The sequence below is a fragment of the Sphingopyxis sp. QXT-31 genome, assembly GCF_001984035.1.
GTDB lineage: Bacteria > Pseudomonadota > Alphaproteobacteria > Sphingomonadales > Sphingomonadaceae > Sphingopyxis.
In genome coordinates, this window is the sequence record NZ_CP019449.1 from 4,049,841 (window position 1) to 4,069,059 (window position 19,219).

21 protein-coding genes are annotated in these 19,219 nt (G+C 66.8%); 6 read left to right on the forward strand and 15 right to left on the reverse strand.

Features of this window, described 5'->3' with window-relative positions:
* Positions 1 to 35 precede the first annotated feature (35 nt).
* From tolB to ruvA, 9 genes are all read right to left on the reverse strand, one after another.
* The gene (gene tolB / locus BWQ93_RS19410) at positions 36 to 1,403 is read right to left on the reverse strand and encodes a Tol-Pal system beta propeller repeat protein TolB (protein WP_198040431.1); all 1,368 of its coding nucleotides are present in this window, start codon (positions 1,401 to 1,403) and stop codon (positions 36 to 38) included.
* Positions 1,404 to 1,408: 5 nt separating this feature from the next.
* Positions 1,409 to 2,230, reverse strand: coding sequence for a hypothetical protein (locus BWQ93_RS19415; RefSeq protein ID WP_077031914.1), 822 nt, complete (start codon positions 2,228 to 2,230; stop codon positions 1,409 to 1,411).
* A 9-nt stretch (positions 2,231 to 2,239) separates the two neighbouring features.
* The gene (tolR, locus tag BWQ93_RS19420) at positions 2,240 to 2,764 is read right to left on the reverse strand and encodes a protein TolR (protein WP_077031915.1); all 525 of its coding nucleotides are present in this window, start codon (positions 2,762 to 2,764) and stop codon (positions 2,240 to 2,242) included.
* Positions 2,764 to 3,462: a protein TolQ gene (gene tolQ, locus BWQ93_RS19425; protein WP_077031916.1), complete on the reverse strand. Its 699-nt coding sequence runs from the start codon at positions 3,460 to 3,462 to the stop codon at positions 2,764 to 2,766. The genes tolR and tolQ overlap by 1 nt, the downstream gene beginning before the upstream one ends.
* The gene (locus BWQ93_RS19430) at positions 3,456 to 3,935 is read right to left on the reverse strand and encodes a YbgC/FadM family acyl-CoA thioesterase (RefSeq protein WP_077031917.1); all 480 of its coding nucleotides are present in this window, start codon (positions 3,933 to 3,935) and stop codon (positions 3,456 to 3,458) included. Before BWQ93_RS19430 ends, tolQ begins: the two co-directional genes overlap by 7 nt.
* Positions 3,936 to 4,037: 102 nt before the next feature.
* Complete coding sequence (ruvB, locus tag BWQ93_RS19435; RefSeq protein ID WP_077031918.1) at positions 4,038 to 5,066, reverse strand: Holliday junction branch migration DNA helicase RuvB; 1,029 nt, start codon at positions 5,064 to 5,066, stop codon at positions 4,038 to 4,040.
* Positions 5,059 to 5,481: a GFA family protein gene (locus BWQ93_RS19440; RefSeq protein WP_232314682.1), complete on the reverse strand. Its 423-nt coding sequence runs from the start codon at positions 5,479 to 5,481 to the stop codon at positions 5,059 to 5,061. The genes ruvB and BWQ93_RS19440 overlap by 8 nt, the downstream gene beginning before the upstream one ends.
* Before the next feature lie 4 nt (positions 5,482 to 5,485).
* Positions 5,486 to 5,986 carry a hypothetical protein gene (locus BWQ93_RS19445; RefSeq protein WP_077031920.1) on the reverse strand — a complete coding sequence of 167 codons (501 nt, stop codon included), beginning with the start codon at positions 5,984 to 5,986 and terminating at the stop codon, positions 5,486 to 5,488.
* A complete protein-coding gene (gene ruvA / locus BWQ93_RS19450) occupies positions 5,983 to 6,582 on the reverse strand; it encodes a Holliday junction branch migration protein RuvA (protein WP_077031921.1) in 600 nt (199 codons plus the stop codon). Before ruvA ends, BWQ93_RS19445 begins: the two co-directional genes overlap by 4 nt.
* A gap of 101 nt (positions 6,583 to 6,683) precedes the next feature.
* Between ruvA and BWQ93_RS19455 the strand changes: the two genes are divergently transcribed.
* Positions 6,684 to 7,259: a hypothetical protein gene (locus tag BWQ93_RS19455; RefSeq protein WP_156878305.1), complete on the forward strand. Its 576-nt coding sequence runs from the start codon at positions 6,684 to 6,686 to the stop codon at positions 7,257 to 7,259.
* 4 nt (positions 7,260 to 7,263) lie between these two features.
* On the opposite strand, the gene ruvC is transcribed toward BWQ93_RS19455, so the two are convergent.
* The 6 genes from ruvC to BWQ93_RS19485 all read right to left on the reverse strand — a co-directional run bounded on the left by ruvC (position 7,264) and on the right by BWQ93_RS19485 (position 11,147).
* Positions 7,264 to 7,749: a crossover junction endodeoxyribonuclease RuvC gene (ruvC, locus tag BWQ93_RS19460; RefSeq protein WP_077031923.1), complete on the reverse strand. Its 486-nt coding sequence runs from the start codon at positions 7,747 to 7,749 to the stop codon at positions 7,264 to 7,266.
* Positions 7,750 to 7,885: 136 nt separating this feature from the next.
* Positions 7,886 to 8,632, reverse strand: coding sequence for a YebC/PmpR family DNA-binding transcriptional regulator (locus tag BWQ93_RS19465; protein ID WP_077031924.1), 747 nt, complete (start codon positions 8,630 to 8,632; stop codon positions 7,886 to 7,888).
* A 98-nt stretch (positions 8,633 to 8,730) separates the two neighbouring features.
* Positions 8,731 to 9,048 (reverse strand): YbjQ family protein, encoded by a 318-nt coding sequence (locus BWQ93_RS19470; protein WP_058809179.1) that lies wholly within the window; start codon positions 9,046 to 9,048, stop codon positions 8,731 to 8,733.
* A gap of 32 nt (positions 9,049 to 9,080) precedes the next feature.
* Entirely contained in the window at positions 9,081 to 9,323 is a 243-nt protein-coding gene (locus BWQ93_RS19475) for a DUF2312 domain-containing protein (protein ID WP_077031925.1), read from the reverse strand.
* A gap of 102 nt (positions 9,324 to 9,425) precedes the next feature.
* Positions 9,426 to 10,745 carry a metal-dependent hydrolase family protein gene (locus tag BWQ93_RS19480; protein WP_077031926.1) on the reverse strand — a complete coding sequence of 440 codons (1,320 nt, stop codon included), beginning with the start codon at positions 10,743 to 10,745 and terminating at the stop codon, positions 9,426 to 9,428.
* Positions 10,746 to 10,820: 75 nt separating this feature from the next.
* Positions 10,821 to 11,147, reverse strand: coding sequence for a DUF1244 domain-containing protein (locus BWQ93_RS19485; protein WP_077031927.1), 327 nt, complete (start codon positions 11,145 to 11,147; stop codon positions 10,821 to 10,823).
* Between the two features lie 107 nt (positions 11,148 to 11,254).
* On the opposite strand from BWQ93_RS19485, the gene pyk reads away from it, so the two are divergent.
* The 5 genes from pyk to BWQ93_RS19510 all read left to right on the forward strand — a co-directional run bounded on the left by pyk (position 11,255) and on the right by BWQ93_RS19510 (position 19,200).
* Positions 11,255 to 12,712, forward strand: a complete 1,458-nt coding sequence (gene pyk / locus BWQ93_RS19490; RefSeq protein ID WP_077031928.1) for a pyruvate kinase — start codon at positions 11,255 to 11,257, stop codon at positions 12,710 to 12,712.
* 184 nt (positions 12,713 to 12,896) lie between these two features.
* Positions 12,897 to 13,670, forward strand: a complete 774-nt coding sequence (locus tag BWQ93_RS19495; protein ID WP_077031929.1) for an arginyltransferase — start codon at positions 12,897 to 12,899, stop codon at positions 13,668 to 13,670.
* Positions 13,671 to 13,917: 247 nt separating this feature from the next.
* Complete coding sequence (locus BWQ93_RS19500; RefSeq protein WP_077031930.1) at positions 13,918 to 16,350, forward strand: cyclic nucleotide-binding domain-containing protein; 2,433 nt, start codon at positions 13,918 to 13,920, stop codon at positions 16,348 to 16,350.
* Positions 16,350 to 17,246: a hypothetical protein gene (locus BWQ93_RS19505; protein WP_077031931.1), complete on the forward strand. Its 897-nt coding sequence runs from the start codon at positions 16,350 to 16,352 to the stop codon at positions 17,244 to 17,246. The genes BWQ93_RS19500 and BWQ93_RS19505 overlap by 1 nt, the downstream gene beginning before the upstream one ends.
* Positions 17,247 to 17,265: 19 nt before the next feature.
* Positions 17,266 to 19,200: a cytochrome c3 family protein gene (locus BWQ93_RS19510; protein WP_077031932.1), complete on the forward strand. Its 1,935-nt coding sequence runs from the start codon at positions 17,266 to 17,268 to the stop codon at positions 19,198 to 19,200.
* Positions 19,201 to 19,219 lie beyond the last annotated feature (19 nt).

Here is a 19,219-nt window from a genome sequence, read left to right on the forward strand (position 1 = left end):
ATGTTGAAATGGCATGGGGGCGAAATGGTTCCCGCTTACGGCCGGATCGGGCCCCAGCTGGGGTCCGAGCCGTCGCCGGGCGTCGGCAGGCGGCGCATGTTCACGCCGGTCAGGTCGACCTGCCACAGGCTCGACTTGCCTTCGCGCCCGCGCGAGGTGCGGAAGAATTGCAGCACGCGGCCGTTCGGCGACCAGGTCGGCGCCTCGTCCTGCCAGTCGTTGGTGAGCAACCGCTCGCCGCCGCCCGACGGCGTCATCACCCCGACGCGGAACTCGCCGCCGCCCATCTTGGTGAAGGCGATCAGGTCGCCGCGCGGCGACCATTCGGGGGTCGCATAGCGTCCGCCGCCGAAGCTGATCCGCTGCTGGTTCGATCCGTCGATGTTCATCGTATAGATTTGCTGGCCGCCCGAGCGGTCGCTTTCGAAGACGATCTTCTTGCCGTCGGGCGAGAAGCTGCCCCCGACGTCGATACCGGGGTTGTTCGTCAGGCGCACCGGGGTGCCGCCCGACGCCGAGACGCGGTAGATATCGGTATTGCCCGCGACCGCCATCGAGAAGAGGATCTGCGTCCCGTCGGGCGACCAGCGCGGCGCGAAGGTCGCGTTTCGGCTTTCGGTCACCAGTTTCTGCGAGCCGCCATCGACGTCGTAGATGAAGACGCGGACGCGGTCCTGCAGGTAGCTGACATAGACGATCTTCTTGTAATCGGGCGAGAAGCGCGGGCTCAGCGCGAGCGCCTGGCCGTTGGTGATGAAGCGGTGGTTGCCGCCGTCCGAATCCATGATCGCCAGCCGCTTGATGCGATTCCCCTTGGGCCCGCTCTCGGCGATGTAGGCGACGCGGCTGTCGAAGAAGGGCGATTCGCCCGACAGGCGCGAATAGATGGCGTCGGCGCATTTATGCGCGGCGCGGCGCCAATCGCCGGGCTGGATCTCGAACCCCTGGCGCACCAGCTCGCTGCCCAGCTGCGTGTCGTAGAGGTAGCAGCCGACGACCAGCCCGCCGGTGCTGTTGGTCCGCACGAAGCCGTGGACGACATTTTCGGCGTCGCGCGCCTGCCAGTCGGCGAAGCGCGGCGCGGTGACCTCGGGCATCGTGATCGCGCGGACGCTGCCCGGGCCGAGCGGCGCGTAGAGCCCGCTGCGCTCGAGGTCGGCGGCGATGACTTCGGCGATCTGGCGGCCGAGGCTATCGGTGCGCAGCCCCGCGACGGTGGTCACCGCCGGCGTGGCGAGCGCGGGCACCGCGATGACGGTGCGGTCCTGCGACAACGTGCCCTCGATCGTCTCGCGCGGCTCGGTCTGCGTAACCGGCGGCGCGACGGGCGCCGGGCTTTCCTGGGCCAGCGCCGGGGCGGCGGTCAGCATCAGGACGAGCGAAAGGGTGATCGGGCGCAGCATTGTCTCTACCTCTTGATGAAATCGAGCGTGTAATTCTGCCAGAAGCTGTAATTATCCTCGGGCAGGTCGAAGGGTGCGGCGAGTTCGACCGCGCGTTTGGCGCACTCCTGGTGGCGTTGGATCTGGAATTTGTTGCTGTCGTTTTCGCCCGTGGTGTCGACGCTGGTGAAACCGGCGAGCGCGCCCGAGGGCGTCAGGCGGAATTTGACCACGGTCTTCAGCTGATCGACATCGACCCCCGACACGCGGCAGCCGTTCCAGCGCGGCGCGACCGCCGACTTGATGCTGACGTCGATCGAGCGGCGGACTTCGGCGGCGGTCTTGGCCGCAGGGGCGCCCTTGCTCGGCGATTTGGTCGGTTCGCGCCCCAGCCCGTCTACGATGCCGTCGAGCCGTCCGGTCGGGCGGACGCCCGCCTTCTTGGTCGGCGTCTTGGGGGCGGCCTTTGGCGCGGCTTTCTGCACCGCGGGCGGGAGTTTTTTCGCCGGGGGCGGAGTTTTCGGGCGCGCAACCTGCTTGGGCGTCGGCGCCGGGGTCGGGCGCACGACGGGTTCGGGCAGCGGCGGGGTCGGCTGCGGCTCGGGCGCGGCGATATCGACCGCATCCTCCTCGCCCAGCCGCGCCGCGGGGGGCGTGTCGCTGATCACCGGCGCGCTCGACTCCGCCGCGGTTTCGGCGACCAGGTCGACCTCCATCGGCGGATTGTCGAAGCGCCGCTCGCCCGCAGTCCATTGCACCGAGAGCAGCCCGATGATCAGGACGTGCGCCACCACCGCGATGGCGATGCCGCGTGCTTCGTTGCCGGAGACTGCCCGTGTTGCCGCCATGATCTCAGCCTATGGCGCCGTGCCTGAACCACCGGTGACCGCAGGCGCTTCGGCTTCGGCGCCGCCGTCGGGTCCGCCTTCCGATCCTGTGGTGACCAGCGCGATCCGCGTCAGCCCGGCGCGGTTGAGCTCGCCCATCACGCGCATCACGCGGCCGTAATCGAGCCCCTTGTCGGCGCGCAGCATGATCTGCTGCGGGCGTTCGCCCGCCTTCTGCGCCGCGGCGATCGCGTCGAGCCGCGCGGGAAGCTCGGCCTCGGGCACGACCTCCTCGCCGATATAGATGGTGTCGTCGCCATTGATCGACAGCTGCACCGGCTCCTGCTCCTCGGTCTCGACGGGCTTGGCGCGGCTTTCTGGCAGGTCGACGGGCACCGCCGAGGCGAGCAAGGGCGCGGTGATCATGAAGATGATCAGCAGCACCAGCATCACGTCGACGAGCGGGGTGACGTTGATCTCCGACATCGGCGCACGGCGCCCGCCGCGCCCGCGTCGCCGCCCGCCCACGCCGCCCGAAGGACCCGACATCGCCATCAGGCTTCGACCTCGAGCTCGCGGCTAAAGGTCGCGTGCAGCCCGTCGGCGAAGCGGCCGAGGCGCGATTCGAGGCGGTTCAGCCGCTGCGAGAAGCTGTTGTACGCGATCACCGCGGGAATGGCCGCGAACAGCCCGATCGCGGTGGCGAACAGCGCCTCGGCGATGCCCGGCGCGACGACCGCCAGGCTGCTGTTATTTTCCGCCGCGATCGCGGTGAAGCTGCGCATGATGCCCCACACGGTGCCGAACAGCCCGACGAAGGGCGCGACCGAACCGATGGTGGCGAGCGTGCCGATCTTTTCGGCCAGCCGGTCGACCTCGCCCGCCAGCGCGGCGTTCATCGCGATGCCCAGCCGCTCGCGCGTGCCCTCGCGGTCGATCGCCTTGCCCTTGGTCGAACGGCGCCATTCGCTGATCCCGGCGGCGAGCACCTTGGCGCTCGGCAGTTCCTCGGCGCTGTTCTTGTCATAGAATTTGTCGATATTGTCGGCGCGCCAGAAATCGCGCTCGAAGCGTTCGGAATCGCGCATCAGCTTGCCGACGCCGCGACCGTGGGTGAAGATCACCATCCACACATAGATGGACGCAAGCAGCAGCCCGATCATCACGCCTTTGACGATCCAGTCGGCCTGGAGGAACAGCGCGATCGGCGACAGCGTCGCCGCGTCGGCGGCCAGCGAGATATTGTCTAGCAAGGGATAGTCTCTCCATTCATGACGGCGGTGAAGCGCTGCACCCAGTCGAGCGGTTGGCGGCGGGGACGGCCGGTGGGGGACAGGAAGGCCGCGGTGACGCGGCTCTCAGTAAGCGTTTCGGAGCTGAACGCATCCGATAAGCGAAGGATGCGCTGCGCGATGATCACGCTCGCGCCGCGCACCGCCTCGACGGTGCTGACGACGAGCAGGTCGTCTTCGAGCTTTGCGGGGCTCCTGTATTTGATCGCGAGGTCGGTGACCGCCCAGGCGCCTTCGCCGGCCTCCATCGCGCGGCGCTGGTCGATGCCCGCGAGGCGCAGCATGTCCGAGCGCGCGCGTTCCATATAGCGCAGGTAATTGGCGTGATAGACGATGCCCGACAGGTCGGTGTCCTCGAAATAGACGCGCGCCCGGTAATGATGCGCGGCCCCGACAAAGGCGCCGGGGACGAAGGGGGGCGGGGCGTCGCTCATCGCGTCAACCGATAGCGATGCTTCGACTCGTCGCATACCCCTGATCAACGGTTCGTCGCACGACAGCGCCGGTTGGTGGAAAGAAAGCCGCAGAAATCCGGGCTATTTGCCTTGGTCGAAAAGTCCGTTCTGCGATCCGGCGGGGGGATTGAGCCCCAGATGCTTCCACGCGCTGGGGTTGAGCGTTCGCCCGCGCGCGGTGCGCGCGATGAGGCCGATCTGGAGGAGATAGGGTTCGATGACGTCCTCGATCGTGTCGCGCGGCTCGCTGAGTCCCGCCGCCATCGTCTCGACCCCCACCGGGCCGCCGCGATAGATGTCGGCGATCATCGTCAGGTAGCGCCGGTCCATCGCATCGAGCCCGAGCGCGTCGACTTCCAGCCGGTTGAGCGCCGCATCGGCGGCCTTGGCGTCGACGATCGTGTGCCCCGCGACCGTCGCGAAGTCGCGCACCCGGCGCAGCAGCCGCCCGGCGATGCGCGGCGTTCCGCGCGCGCGGCGCGCGATTTCGAGCGCACCGTCGGGGGCGATCGGCAGCCCTAGCAGCCGCGCGGCGCGCGTGATCACCTGCTCGAGCTCGGCATGAGTGTAGAAATTGAGCCGCACCGGGATGCCGAATCGGTCGCGCAGCGGGGTCGTCAGCAGGCCCTGTCGCGTCGTCGCGCCGACAAGGGTGAATTTGGGGAGGTCGATGCGCACCGAGCGTGCCGACGGCCCCTCGCCGATCATGATGTCGAGCGCGCGATCCTCCATCGCGGGATAGAGGATTTCCTCGACCGCGGGCGACAGCCGGTGGATCTCGTCGATGAACAGGACGTCGCCGTCCTCGAGATTGGTGAGCAGCGCGGCGAGGTCGCCGGCCTTGGCGATCACCGGGCCGCTGGTCGAGCGGAAACCGACCCCGAGCTCGCGCGCGACGATCTGCGCCAGCGTCGTCTTGCCCAGCCCCGGCGGGCCGAAGAAAAGCACATGGTCGAGCGCATCGCCGCGCGCCTTCGCGGCCTCGACGAAGATGCGCAAATTCTCGCGCGCCGCCGCCTGCCCAACGAATTCGGCGAGCGACTTCGGCCGCAGCGCGGCGTCGGCGTCCTCGGGGGTGCGGTGCGGGGTGGTGAGGGCCGGCTCAGTCATAATGGTCTATTGCCTCGCCGGTGATCGAAACCCAAGGCTCCTTGCGTTCCTCATAGACCGAATATTCGGGGACGAAGCCGTGGCCGGGCTCGAAATTGCCGATCGGCACGGCATAGGCGTCGTGATGGGGCCGCGCGCGGTACCAGACATGGCCGCCGCAGGCGGGGCAGAAGAAGAAATCGGCGGTGTTGCCGCTCTCGCCGGTGTACTGCCACATCTTCGCCTCGCCCTCGGTGCGGACCTGCTCCTCGGGAAAACGCGCCTGCGCGGCAAAGGCGCTTCCGCTCCGCGCCTTGCACTCGCGGCAGTGGCACACCGACACGCGGATCGGCTCGCCCGAGCAGGCGATGCGGAGCTGGCCGCAGCGGCACGAGGCGTGGCGGATACGATCGCTGGAGGCATTGGGTTCGGCCACGCCGCTAGTCGGCATCGTCTTGGTAGGCGGTCATCGCCGGAAGTTTGGCCATGTCCGCCTGCCGGCGGTCGGGAAAGATCGCGAGCCGCATTCTCGGCTTCATCGATTCCGCAGCACCTTCGGTTTGCACGACGAAGCGCCCGCCACGCCTGGTGTCGAAGCCGATGGTGCGTGTCGGAAACGCCCGTGCATCGAAAGGATTGTCGCCGACGCGCGAACATTCGAGAATTCGTTTCGGCAAAAGCCCCGAGAACTCCTTCGACATATTGTCGATCAGCGATCCGCACAGCGCGCCCGATGCCGCCATCTGATGGTGAACGCAGGCCGCAGAAAAAATCGCATCGTCGTTGACGGCCCAATAGACGTCGACCCATTGCGGCTTGGCTCCATCGCCGGCGCGTGCGGCTGCTTCGAAGTCTTTCAGCTTCGAACATAGCTCGTCGGCCTTTGCGGCATTGCTGGCCAGTATCGCTATCATCGCGGACAGGAGCGCGAGCGACTTCACTTCGCCGCCTTTTTGAGCGCGAGCCGTACCAGCGCATCGAGGTTCGCGCCGGCGCCAAGCTCCTCGCTCGCCGCCGCGACCGCCGCGCTGGCTTCGCCGGGCTTGAAGCCGAGGCCGGTGAGGGCGGTGACGGCGTCGCCGAGCGGGCCGGATGTGGCGGACAGGGCTGGATTCGAACCGGCAATGCCGCCCAGCGCGCCCGCCTTGTCCTTCAATTCATGCGTGATCCGCTGTGCGAGTTTCGGCCCCACGCCGTTCGCCCGCGCGATCATCGCGCTGTCGCCGCTGGCGAGGGCGCGTTGCAGGTCGCCGATCTCGAGCGCCGAGAGGATCGCGAGCGCGACCTTGGCGCCGACGCCCTGGACGCTGGTGAGCAGGCGGAACCAGTCACGCTCCTCGGCGCGCGCGAAGCCGAGCAGGCGCAGGAAATCCTCGCCCACCAGCATTTCGGTGTGGATGGTAACCTCGCCGCCGGTGGGGCCAAGCGCGTCGAGGGTGCGCGCCGACGCCTCGACCAGATAGCCGACGCCGCCGACGTCGATCACGGCATGGCCTGCGCCGCTGCTGTCGAGCCGTCCGGTGAGTTTTGCGATCATGTCGCTGTGCTAGCGCGGCGGGAACGAAAAGGGAACTGCCTGTTTCATCTGTCCATTGCATTGCGCGCGGTCTAGAAAGGCTGCCCAGTGGAGGGTTTGATATGACGAAAAGGGCGATGGTGACTGCGGCGCTGGTTTGCACCACTCTGATTGCGGGGTGCAGCGGCGGAAGCGAGGGCAAAGGCGATGACGCCGGCAAGACCGGTTCGGAATCGGCGGATGCGACGAGCGGGATGCCCGCCAGCTGGAAAGCCACCGATGCGTGTTCGATCATCACCAGCGCCGAAATGGCCGGGGTCATGAAGGCCGAGGTCGGCGAGGCGACCGTGGGGCTTGTCAATGAAGCCAGTGGCCCCAACGCCGCGACGTCGGAATGCACCTATATCTTCAAGGATGGCGGACGGGCGTCGGTGATGACGCGTTGGTCACCGATCGGCGACAATGATGACGCCGCAATCGGCGGCGCGAAATCGACTGTTGCCGCGACGGTCAAGGCGTTCACCGACCGACCGGTGGAAGATGTCTCGGGGCTCGGCAAAGCGGCCTTTTTTGTTCCCAAGATCAACCAGCTCAACGTCTATCTGGACGATGCACGCATGGTGATGGTGACGATCAGCAGCGCCCCGGATGCCACGGCAAAGGATCAGGCCATCGCTCTCGCCAGAAAGGCGATATGACGGGCTAGCCCCGACGGTCCGCTTTGCCGCGATGATTGGCGTGGCAGATCGCGACCGCCAGCGCGTCCGCCGCATCGGTCCCCGCGACCTTGGCGCCGGGGAGCAGCACGCGCAGCATCGCCTGCACCTGTTCCTTCGCCGCGCCGCCGGTGCCGACGATCGCCTTCTTGACGAGGCGCGGGGCATATTCGGCGACGGTCAGCCCGCCGCGCGCGCAACCGAGTAGGACGACTCCGCGCGCGTGCGCGAGCTTCAGCGTCGATTGCGGATTGTCGTTGACGAAGACCTCCTCGACCGCGGCGTGGGTCGGAGCGTGGTCGGCGAGCACCGCGGCGAGCACGGTGTCGAGATGGGCGAGCCGCTCGGGCAGGGGGGTCTTGGCGTCGGTCTTGATCTGGCCGTTGGCGATGTGGCGGAGCCGGCTGCCCTCGATGCGGATCACGCCCCAGCCGGTGCAACTGAGCGAGGGGTCGAGGCCAAGGATGATCATTATTCCTCCCCGCTTGCGGGGAGGGGGACCGCGAAGCGGTGGAGGGGGCTCGCGGCCTCACGCGATGTTCCTGGCCGCACCCCCCCTCCGTCAGCGCTTCGCGCTGCCACCTCCCCACAAGTGGGGAGGATTAGGCTCAACCCAATTTCTCCATCACCGCGTCGGGAATCTCGTAATTCCCCCAAACGGTCTGGACGTCGTCGTCGTCGTCGAGCGTGTCGATCAGCTTGAACAGGGTCTGCGCGATGCTTTCGTCGGTGACCTCGCTCTTGAGCGTCGGGCGCCACGCGAGCTTGACGCCCTCGGCCTCGCCGAGCTTGGCTTCCAGCGCTTTCGCGACCTCGTGCAGCCCATCGACGTCGGTCCAGATTTCATGGCCGTCTTCGGATGATTCGACATCATTTGCCCCCGCGTCGAGCGCGGCCTCGAATACCGTGTCGGCGTCGCCTGCACTCGCCGCATAGTTGATCAGGCCCAGGCGATCGAAGCCGTGGCTGACGCTGCCCGACGTGCCGAGATTGCCGCCGTTCTTCGAGAACGCGGTGCGCACGTTGGTCGCGGTGCGGTTGCGGTTGTCGGTCAGCGCCTCGACGATCAGCGACACGCCGCCGGGGCCGTAACCTTCGTAGCGGATTTCCTCATAATTGTCGCCGTCGCCGCCCGCGGCCTTGTCGATCGCGCGCTGGATATTGTCCTTGGGCATCGACTGCGCCTTGGCGGCATTGACCGCGGCGCGGAGCCGCGCGTTCGCGTCGGGATCGGGCAGGCCCATCTTCGCGGCGACGGTGATTTCGCGGCTGAGCTTCGAGAAGAGGCTGCTGCGCTTTTTGTCCTGCGCACCCTTGCGGTGCATGATGTTCTTGAATTTACTATGGCCGGCCACGGCCTACCTCCATCGGATGCGAGAATGTGGCGCCGCCCTAGCGCGCGGGCGGCGTCCACACAACTGCGCTGTCAGGGCGCGGTTTCGGGCGCGCGCCGTCAGACGACGACCGCCGTCCCGCTCGCCGAGACCATCAGCATCGAGCCGTTCTGGCCGAGCACCTCGTAATCGAGGTCGACGCCGATCACCGCATTGCCGCCGAGGCGCGCGGCTTCGGCTTCCATCTCGCCGATCGCTTCCTTGCGCGCGCGGGCGAGGACGTCCTCATATTTGCCCGATCGGCCGCCGACGATGTCGGTGATGCTGGCGAAGAGGTCGCGGAACAGATTGGCGCCGACGATCACCTCGCCGGTGACGATGCCCAGATATTCGCGGACCGGATGGCCCTCGAGCGTGTTGGTGGTGGTGCTGAACATCGTCACTCTCCTGTTGGCTTGGCGGGAAGGCGTCAGTCGATGCCGAGCGCCGATTTATAGACGTCGAGGATCGCTTCCATTTCCTTGCGGTCGTGGACCGGCAGCTTCCTGAGGCGGACGATCTGGCGCATGATCTTGGGATCGTATCCGTTGCTCTTCGCCTCGTTATAGGTGTCGCGGATATCGTCGGCGATGCCCTTTTTCTCTTCCTCCAGCCGCTCGATGCGCTCGATGAACAGGCGCAGTTGCTGGTCGGTGGTGGTGGCTTCGCTCATTTTAGGCTCCGGTGATGGGAAAGACGGGACGCGAGAATCGCGGCTTGCGCGTCCCTAATCGGCCCGAGGATTTTTCGCCATGCTTTCTTCCATCCACCTGCCTCACTCGGGCGGAAAGGGCTGGCGCTTGCCGTCCGATTTGTGGACGACGCCGCGTCGCATCACGAAATCGACCTTTTCCAATCGGGTCACGTCGGTCAGCGGATTGCCGCTGACGGCGATGATGTCCGCCTCGCGACCGGGCAGGATCGCACCGATGGGGCGGCCCAGTTCGGCCGCATTGTCGAGCGTGGCCGCCTTGATCGCCTCGGCCGGGGTCATCCCGGCCTTGACCATCAGCGCAAACTCCTTGGCATTATCGCCGTGCGGCGCGACGCCCGAATCGGTGCCGAACAGGACGCGGACATTGCCTTTGATGGCGCGCGCCATGCTCGCCGCATGGGCCGCCGCGGCTTCCTCGGCCTTCGCCAGTTGCGGACCCGGCGCGTCGCCGCGCCTTGCCTGGTCCAGCGCGGCGATCGGCGCGACCGCGGTGGGCACGAGCGCCGCGTTCGAGACCTTGAACAGCCTGACGGTCTCGTCGTCGATGAAGCTGCCATGCTCGATCGAATCGACCCCGGCACGCAGCGCGGCGTCGATTCCTTCCTTGCCATGGGCATGGGCGGTCACCTTGCGGCCGAAGCTGTGCGCGGTGTCGATGACCGATTTCATCTCCGCATCGGACATCTGCTTTCCCAGTCCGCCCGCGACATTGGAACGGACCCCGCCGGTCGCGGCGAACTTGATCACCTCGGCGCCGATCGAAATCTGGGCGCGGACGGCGCTGGCGCAGCTGTCGGGTCCGTCGCAGATGTTGGTCCGCTCGGCCGCCACCGCGTGGGTCAGGGTACGATTCAGCCCGTTGACCCCGCCATGGCCGCCGGTCACCGAAATCATCGTCCCCGCGGGGATGATAGTGGGTCCGACGATCACGCCATTGTTGATCGCGTCGCGCAGCGTCGTCGTGGTCCGCCCATCGCCGCCCAGATCGCGCACCGTCGTAAAGCCCGCCTCCAGGGTGCGGCGCGCGTTCCCTTGGGCGATGACGAATACATCCTCGACGTCGCGCCCGGAGCTTTCGAGGCGGCTGCGCAGCAGATTGTCGTCGCTGGAGATATGGACGTGCATGTCGATCAAGCCAGGCAGGACGAAGCCGGTCTTCAGATCGATCGTCCGCGCTCCCGCTTCGGGTGCGACATAGCCGTCGCGCACTTCGGCGATTTTCCCATCGCGGACGATGATCGTCGACGGTCCGCGCGGCTCGCGTCCCGGCTGGTCGAGCAAGCGCCCGGCGTGGATGTAGGTCGAGCCCGGCTGCGCAGCCAGCGGCGTACTCGCCATAAGCCCCGACCCAAGCATCGCCGCGACCAATATCATGCGCATCGCCTATCCTCCCCGTTCAACTGCATCATATGATGTGTCCGACGGTCATGTCCGCAAAGCCGTGCGGGAGCAAGGTCAGGGATGCGGGTTCTTCGCCATGCTTTCTTCCATCCGCGCGAGCTGGTCGGGGGTCGCGGCGGTGTGGTGCAGCGCCTTCCATTCGGCGGTGGGCATGCCGTGGACGATCGCGCGGCCCGCTTCCTTGTCCATGCCGCCGGCTTCGGCGATCCAGTCGCCGAGGCAATTGCGGCAGAAGCCCGCGAGTCCCATCAGGTCGATGTTCGCCGCGTCGCTGCGGTGCTGGAGCAGGCGGACGAGGCGGCGGAAGGCGGCGGCCGCGGCGGCATCGTCGAGCGTGTCGAGGCTGTCGGTTCCGGTTGCACTGTCTTCGCTGCAGGACATGGCGGCTTTCCTTCGGGTGAGGGGATGAATAGCTATACGCGGCTTGCCTTGGCCCGGCCAACGCGCCTAGGCAAGCCACCCCAGCCTTTCAATTGTCGGAGCCTCTTGTGGTCCAGAGTTTTACGCCCCGCCAGCGCAAGGTGCGCATCCTGGCGACGCTTGGCCCTGCGAGCGCGAACCCCGATATGATCGCGGCGCTGCACCGCGCGGGCGCCGATGCCTTTCGCGTCAATATGAGCCATGGCGACCATGCGGGACATGCGAAGGTCATCGCGGCGATCCGCGCGCTCGAGAAGGATACCGGGCGGCCGACGACGATCCTCGTCGACCTGCAGGGGCCGAAGCTGCGCGTCGGGGCCTTTGCAAATGGGCCGGTCGAGCTGATCAAGGGCAAGGCCTTCGCACTCGATGCCGACAAGGCGGCGGGCGACGCGAGCCGCGTGCACTTGCCACACCCCGAATTGTTCGCGGCGCTCGAGCCCGGCACGCGCCTCCTGATCGACGACGGCAAGCTGGTGCTGCGCGTGCAGAGCGTGTCGCCGACGCGGATCGACACGATCGTCGAGGTCGGCGGCAAGATTTCGGACCGCAAGGGGGTCAATGTCCCCGACGTCGTCGTCCCGCTCGCGGCGCTGACCGAGAAGGACCGCAAGGACCTGACCTTCGCGCTCGAGCAGGGCGTCGACTGGATCGCGCTGTCGTTCGTCCAGCGGCCCGAGGACGTCGCCGAGGCGCGGCGGCTGATCGGCGGCAAGGCGGCGCTGCTCGTGAAGTTCGAGAAGCCGTCGGGCGTCCAGCGGATCGAGGAGATCCTCGAACTCGCCGACGCGGCGATGGTCGCGCGCGGCGACCTGGGGGTCGAGCTTCCCCCCGAGGCGGTGCCGCCGCTCCAGAAGCGTATCGTCGCGACGGCGCGGCGGATGGGCAAACCGGTGGTCGTCGCGACGCAGATGCTCGAATCGATGATCGTCTCGCCCTCGCCGACGCGCGCCGAGGTCAGCGACGTCGCGACCGCGGTCTACGACGGCGCCGACGCGATCATGCTGTCGGCCGAGACCGCGGCGGGCGCCTGGCCGGTCGAGGCGGTGACGATGATGGATTCGATCGCGCGCTCGGTCGAGGGCGACCCCGATTATTTCCGCCGCCTGCACTTCACCGAAACGACGCCGGACGCGACCACCGCCGACGCGCTGTCCGAGGCGGCGGGCGACATCACCCGCACCATCGCCGCCGACGCGATCATCTGTTTCACCTTTTCGGGATCGACCGCGCGCCGCGTCGCGCGCGAGCGGCCGAACGCGCCTTTGCTGGTGCTGACGCCCAAGAAAGAGGCGGCGCGGCGCATGGGACTCTTGTGGGGCGCGCACGCCGTATCGACGCGGGACATCGGCAGCTTCGAGGAGATGATCGCCAAGGGCAAGCGCATGGCACTGCGCCACGGCATCGGCAAGGCGGGGTCGAAGCTCGTCATGATGGCCGGGGTCCCCTTCGGCACGCCGGGGTCGACCAATGTGCTCCACGTCGCGACGCTGACCGGCGACGAATTGCGCGGTTATGGTGGATGATTGATTCAGTCCGGCACAGGTCGCGGGCCCTGCATTAATTTTTTTGCGGCCGATAGTCGTCGCGGCGGCTTATATTGGTAAATCCTCTTTGCACCATCGGCGCGGCGCGGCATAACCCGAGCAGTCAACGCGTCGGGGGGCCTTGCGTCGGGGTCCGCTGCGCCGCTTCGGAGATTTGCCCCGCGTGTCCGCACCCTTCCGATTCCCGCGCTTCTTCGTCACCAGCCCGGCGCCCTGCCCCTATCTGGCGGGCAAGACCGAACGCAAGGTGTTCACCGAACTCAGCGGCCATAATGCCGGCGAACTCAACGACGCGCTGGGCCGCATCGGTTTCCGCCGCAGCCAGTCGGTCGCCTATCGCCCGAGCTGCGCCGACTGCACCGCCTGCGTCTCAGTGCGCGTGTGCACCGGCGAATTCAGTCCGAACAATTCGCAGAAGCGCAACCTCCGCCGCAACGGCGACATCGTCGCGACCGCCTGCAAACCCTGGGCGACCGAGGAACAATATGCGCTCCTCCGCTCCTATCTCGCTTCGCGCCATCCGAATGGCGGCATGGCGGATATGGACGAGCAGGATTTTGCCGACATGGTCGAGCAGACCCCGGTCGACAGCTATCTGATCGAATATCGCGAACCGACCGTCGACGGCGTGCGCGGCCGGCTGATCGGCTGCTGCCTGACCGACCGGCAGAGCGACGGGCTGTCGATGATCTACAGCTTCTTCGATGCCGCGCACCCGATGCGCGAGGGGCTGGGCACCTATATCATCCTCGACCATGTCCAGCGCGCCGCTAAGGCGGGCCTCGCCTATGTCTATCTCGGCTACTGGATCGAGGGTTCGGCGCGCATGGCGTATAAGGCGCGTTTCCGCCCGCTTGAAAAGCTCGGCCCCGATGGCTGGTCGCGCTTCGAGCCGGTCATGTCCGACGGGATCGCGCGCCAGTTCGAGCTCGCCTGACGCTGCGGCCTTCGCGGCCTGTTTTCCAGTAGTTGCGAACCGCTCGCAACAGCGGTTTTCCGCCGGTCACCGGTTGACCTCTCCCCGCTTTCAAGGGCATAGCCTGTCGTCCAGGACATAAGTCCGGGTCGCATCCGTTTTGTACTCGCCGGGGGGCTGGCGATAGGGGGACAGGGATGCCCGTGCGCAGGTTCGTCAGCATCACGGCAGCGATGACCACCCGCGTTTTGCGGCGGAGTGCGCACGCGTGAGCGAGGTGGTCAAGGTCGCGATCATCGGGTCGGGGCCCGCCGGGCTGAGCGCCGCATCGCGCGCCGGGCAGCTTGGTATGAGCCATGTCCTGCTCGAAAAGACCGACCATCTCTCCGACACCATCTACAAATATCAGAAGGGCAAGCGCGTGCTCGCGACGCCCGACCGGCTCGACCTCCGCTCCGACTGCCGCTTTGCCGAGGGCGCGCGCGAATATATCCTCGGCAACTGGGACGAGGATGCAGCGAACAACAAGGTGAGTGTCATCAAGGAGGCCGAGGTCACCGAGGTGACCGGGCAGCAGGGCGCGTTCGAGATCAAGACCTCGAAAGGCGTGTTCAAGGCTGAAAATATTGTGCTGGCGATCGGCACGCAGGGCAACCCCAACCGCATGCGTTGCCCCGGCAACGACCTGCCGCACATCATCTATACCGTCGACGACCCCGAGGATTTCAAGGACAAACATATCACCGTCGTCGGATCGGGCGATGCGGGGATCGAAAATGCGTTGGGCGTAGCCGAGGAGGCGCTCGAGAATACCGTCACCATTTTGAACCGCTCGAAGGATTTCGCGCGGGCCAAGGCCAAGAATGTCTCCGACATGATGGAGGCGGGCGAAAATGGCTTCATGTCGATCCGCACTGAGACCCAGCCCAAACTGGTCGAACCCGGCTGGCTGACGCTCGAGACCCCGACCGGAGACGAGAAGATCCAGTGCGACGTCATTGTGGCGCGGCTGGGATCAGTTGCGCCGCGCGCCTTCGTCGAATCGATGGGGATCGAGTTCACCGGGCCCGACCGCGAGGCCTTTCCCAAACTGTCGCCGACCTTCGAATCGACCGTCCCCGGCATCTTCGTGATCGGCGCGCTCGCGGGTTATCCGCTGATCAAGCATTGCATGAACCAGGGCTATGACGTCGTCGAGTTCATCAACGGCAACAAGGAGCTGACGCCGGCCGACGAGAAAGATCTGGCGGCGATCTTCGCCGACCTGCCGCAGAAGAAATCGGTCAGCGAATGGCTCGAATATCTGCGCACGCGCATCCGCATCTTCGCCGACGTCTCGCCGCTGCAGATGCGCGAGTTCATGCTCGATTCGAAGGTCGCCTTCTATCGGGCGGGCGATGTGGTATTCGAACGTGACGAGCCCGGATCGTCGCTGTTCGCGATCGCCGACGGCCATGCGGTGGTCGAGATCGGTCCCGACATGACGGTGCCGATCGAGCAGGGCTCGATCTTCGGCGAGGTCGGCCTGATCTCGGGCCGCAAGCGCGGCGCGACGATCCGTGCGGGCGAGGACAGCATCTTCGTCGAAGTGTCGCGCACCGCGGCGCTCAAGCTGATGGCGGCGGTGCCGGGCGCCAAGCGCGTGATCAACCGCATCTCGCTCGAACGTCAATTGCTCCAGATTTTCCGCGGCGGCCTGACGGTCGAGGATCTGGAACCGATCGTCGAGGATCCCGCGATCGAACGTTTCCCCGCGGGCAAGGTCGTCGTCGCCGAGGGCGACGAGGGCGACGACGTCTATGTCGTGCGCTCGGGATCGATGGTCGTCGAGAAGGATATCGGCGGCAAACCGATCTTCCTGCGCTACCTGCCCGCGGGCAGCTATTTCGGCGAAATGGCCGTGCTGTCGGGCGCGCCGCGCAACGCCACGGTGAAAGCCGCGGTCGCGAGCGAGGTCATCCGCCTCAAGGGCCAGCAGTTCAAGGAAATGCTCGCGCGGCGGCCGCAGGTGCGCGCGGCGACCGAGGCTGCGGTCGCCGAACGCGCGGCGATGAACAGCTTCATCGAATCGCGCAAAGCGAGCTATTCGAGCGCGGTCGACATGTATTCGGACACCGCCAGCTTCATCATGAAGGAGGGGCTGGGCGAGGCGACCGACGCGCTGCTGATCGACGAAAATCTCTGCGTCGGCTGCGACAATTGCGAAAAGGCCTGCGCCGACAGCCACGAAGGCCTGTCGCGGCTCGACCGCGAGGCGGGCAAGACCTTCGCGCATCTCCACGTGCCCACCAGCTGCCGCCACTGCGAGCATCCGCACTGCATGGCCGACTGCCCGCCGAACGTCATCCACCGCGGCCCCGACGGCGAAGTGTTCATGGAGCCCGGCTGCATCGGCTGCGGCAATTGCATGCGCAATTGCCCCTATGGCGTAATCCGCATGGAGGCGGCGCCGCCGCAGAAGCCCAGCCTGCTGCGCTGGCTGCTCACCGGCTTCGGCCCCGGTCCGGGCGAACCCTCGCCCAAATGGACCAAGAAGAAACTGGGCGAGGAGAAGCCCAAGAAGATCGCGGTCAAATGCGACATGTGCAAGGGCATCGCAGGCGGCCCCGCCTGCGTGCGCGCGTGCCCGACCGGCGCGGCGATCCGTGTCTCGCCCGAGGAGTTCCTGTCGATCGCCCGGCTCGAAGAGGACGCCGGCTGATGGCGAGCCTCTTTTCGAACCTGTTCGGCGCGCGCCGCCGCAGCAAGGCGACGCAGACCGAGCGCGTGCGCGAACGGCGCCACGAGGGTTTCCTGCGCTACGCCAATTTCCGCTGGGCCAAGATTTCGGGCGGGCTCTGCCTGCTGATCATCGTGAGCTACGCCCTGGTCGACGTGACGCCGCGCCACAATGGCGGCAGCTGGTACGGCTATACGCTCGGCACGCTCGGCGCTGGGCTGATCCTGTGGCTCACCGCCTTGGGCTATCGCAAGCGCAAGATGACGAGCGACTATTGGTCCTTGAAGGCCTGGACCTCGGCGCATGTCTATCTCGGGCTCAGCCTGATGGTTATCGGGACCTGGCACACGGGCTTCCAGCTCGGCTGGAACGTGCACACGCTCGCCTGGGCGCTGATGATGCTCGTGATCCTGTCGGGGCTCTATGGCATCATCGTCTATGCGACGCTGCCGCAGGCGCTGTCGAACAACCGCGACGAGATGACGCAGATGCAGATGCTCGAGGCGATCCGCGCCTTCGACCGCCAGTTGCACAGCGCCGCGCAGCCGCTGACCCCGCAGGACACCGCGCCGGTGCTGAAGGCGCTCGACGAGGATCCCTTCGCGGGCGGCATCGGCGCGCGCCTGTCGGGGCGCTATCGCAATTGCGCGACCGCCGCCGCGCTGCACGCGCTCGCCGGGCCGGGGACGAGCGATGCCGAGGCGCGCGAAAAGGTCGTCGGGCTGCTCAAGCAGAAACAGGCGGCGCTCGGGCGATTGCGCCAGCATCTTAGGATCCGGGCTTTGCTCGAAATCTGGCTTTACGTGCATGTGCCGCTGACCTTTGCGCTGATCGCGGCGCTGTCGGCGCACATCATCAGCGTTTTCTTCTACTGGTAAGGCGAGGGGAGGGGGACCCATGAGCTTCATCCTGCGCCGTATCTCGACGACGAAGACGGGCAAGCAGATTATCCGCGACGCGCCGCTGCCGGGCGACGCGATCACCCTCGGGCGCGAGGGCAGCAACATCATCCACATCGCCGACCTGGCGGTGAACCCGCATCATGCGACGATCACGAGCGCCGACGGCCGCCATGTCCGCGTGCAGGCGAGCGAGGGGCTGGGTTTCGACATCAACGGCCGCACCGTCGACGCCGCCGATATCGACAGCGCTGCGGGCGCCGAGCTGCGCTTCGGCGGGCACCGGCTGACGATCGCGCGCGAGGACGAGAATATCATCCTGCTCGTCGAGCGCATCGACGAGCTGTCGCAATCGTCGAAGGACGTCGACGAGGCCAAGGCCTTCTCGCTGCAGGGCGTGATGCTCGGCAAGCGCGTCGGCGCGTGGAGCTTCGCGATCCTGATGCTGCTCGCCTTCCTGGTCGGGCCGATCTGGGCGTGGGCGAGCTACAAGAATGTCGACGAGCGGCCCGATGGCTATCACGCCGACACCGCCTGGCTGTCGGGGCCGCTGTCGAGCGCGCACGCGAGCCTCAAGAACGACTGCCAGTCGTGCCATGTCGAGCCCTTCGTCGCGGTGACCGACAAGGCGTGCGTCGGCTGTCATACCGGCGAGCACAAGTCGATGAGCACCGCGCACGCCAATGCCTCGACCGCGATGCTGATCGCGGCGCGCCAGCCGCCGGGCATGGGCGACAAGATCCTCGCGGGCTTTGCGAGCGCGTTCAACAAGCCGCAGGGCCGCTGCGTCGAATGCCATACCGAGCATGAGGGCGCCGGGCCGATGCCGGCGACGCCGCAGAAATTCTGCGCCGACTGCCACGACGGCATGCAGGGGCGGCTGAAGGCGGCGGGGCATCCGACCCAGCTCGCCGACGCCGCCGACTTCGGCACCGGCCACCCCGAATTCCGCCCGCTCGTCCGCGCGGCGCCGGGCGCGAAGCCGACGCGCACGCTGATGACCAAGGGGCTGGTCGATTATAACGGCCTCAAATTCCCGCACGACATGCACTTGCAGGCGACCGGCGGCGTCGCGCGCATGGCGGCGAGTTTCCGCGGGCGCTACGACTTCGGCAAGCAGCTCGAATGCGAGAATTGCCACCGCCCCGACGCCGACGGGGTGCGGATCAAGCCGGTCGAGATGGAGCGCGACTGCGCGATGTGCCACAGCCTCGCCTTCGAGACCGTCGGCGGCGTGACGCGCACTTTGCGCCACGGCGAGCCCGGACAGGTCGTCGCCGACCTGATGGCCTATTATCGCTCGACCCCGCCGACGCGGCCGCTGCAACTCGGCGGCATCGCACGGCGGCGTCCCGGCGCCTATGCAGAGGGGCAGGTCTACAACATCTATTTCAACGAGGTTGCGCTGCGCCCGAGCCGCGCCGAGGATGCGGTGCGCGCGGTCTTCTCGAAGGGCGGCGCCTGTTACGACTGCCACACCATCTTCGCCCCCGCCGCGGGCAACAACTGGCGCGTCGCGGCGGTGAACCAGACGCCGCGCTTCCTGGAAAAGGGCTGGTTCGACCACGACGCGCACCGCGAGACCGACTGCGCCGACTGCCACACCATGGCGGAAGGGTCGAAGGTCTCGACCGACTTCCTCGTCCCCGGCCTGACGCAATGCCGCGACTGCCATGTCGGCGAGAGCGGGGCGCGGCTGGTGAAGGTCGAGACCGCGACCGAATCGCCCTGCGCGATGTGCCACGAATATCACAACGACGGCGGCAAGCCGTGGATGCCGCCGACGCAGCGCAAGAAAAAGACCGCGTTCATCACAAAACAACCGTCGCGCGATACTTATGCTGTGAGCCAGATCACAGGGCATGCGACGCGGAATCTTTATAATGTGACTTGGCGCACTCCCGCGCTACAAGCCACTCACAGGGGCGGATGACAACAGGGCGGTCGCGACC

Coding starts and splice junctions, on each gene's coding strand:
- BWQ93_RS19510 (WP_077031932.1), top strand. CDS start 17,266: ATGAGCTTCATCCTGCGCCGTATCTCGACGACGAAGACGGGCAAGCAG.
- ruvA (WP_077031921.1), bottom strand. CDS start 6,582: ATGATCGCAAAACTCACCGGACGGCTCGACAGCAGCGGCGCAGGCCAT.
- BWQ93_RS19430 (WP_077031917.1), bottom strand. CDS start 3,935: ATGAGCGACGCCCCGCCCCCCTTCGTCCCCGGCGCCTTTGTCGGGGCC.
- BWQ93_RS19415 (WP_077031914.1), bottom strand. CDS start 2,230: ATGGCGGCAACACGGGCAGTCTCCGGCAACGAAGCACGCGGCATCGCC.
- tolR (WP_077031915.1), bottom strand. CDS start 2,764: ATGGCGATGTCGGGTCCTTCGGGCGGCGTGGGCGGGCGGCGACGCGGG.
- BWQ93_RS19475 (WP_077031925.1), bottom strand. CDS start 9,323: ATGAGCGAAGCCACCACCACCGACCAGCAACTGCGCCTGTTCATCGAG.
- BWQ93_RS19470 (WP_058809179.1), bottom strand. CDS start 9,048: ATGTTCAGCACCACCACCAACACGCTCGAGGGCCATCCGGTCCGCGAA.
- BWQ93_RS19455 (WP_156878305.1), top strand. CDS start 6,684: ATGACGAAAAGGGCGATGGTGACTGCGGCGCTGGTTTGCACCACTCTG.
- tolB (WP_198040431.1), bottom strand. CDS start 1,403: ATGCTGCGCCCGATCACCCTTTCGCTCGTCCTGATGCTGACCGCCGCC.
- BWQ93_RS19480 (WP_077031926.1), bottom strand. CDS start 10,745: ATGCGCATGATATTGGTCGCGGCGATGCTTGGGTCGGGGCTTATGGCG.
- ruvC (WP_077031923.1), bottom strand. CDS start 7,749: ATGATCATCCTTGGCCTCGACCCCTCGCTCAGTTGCACCGGCTGGGGC.
- BWQ93_RS19505 (WP_077031931.1), top strand. CDS start 16,350: ATGGCGAGCCTCTTTTCGAACCTGTTCGGCGCGCGCCGCCGCAGCAAG.
- ruvB (WP_077031918.1), bottom strand. CDS start 5,066: ATGACTGAGCCGGCCCTCACCACCCCGCACCGCACCCCCGAGGACGCC.
- BWQ93_RS19485 (WP_077031927.1), bottom strand. CDS start 11,147: ATGTCCTGCAGCGAAGACAGTGCAACCGGAACCGACAGCCTCGACACG.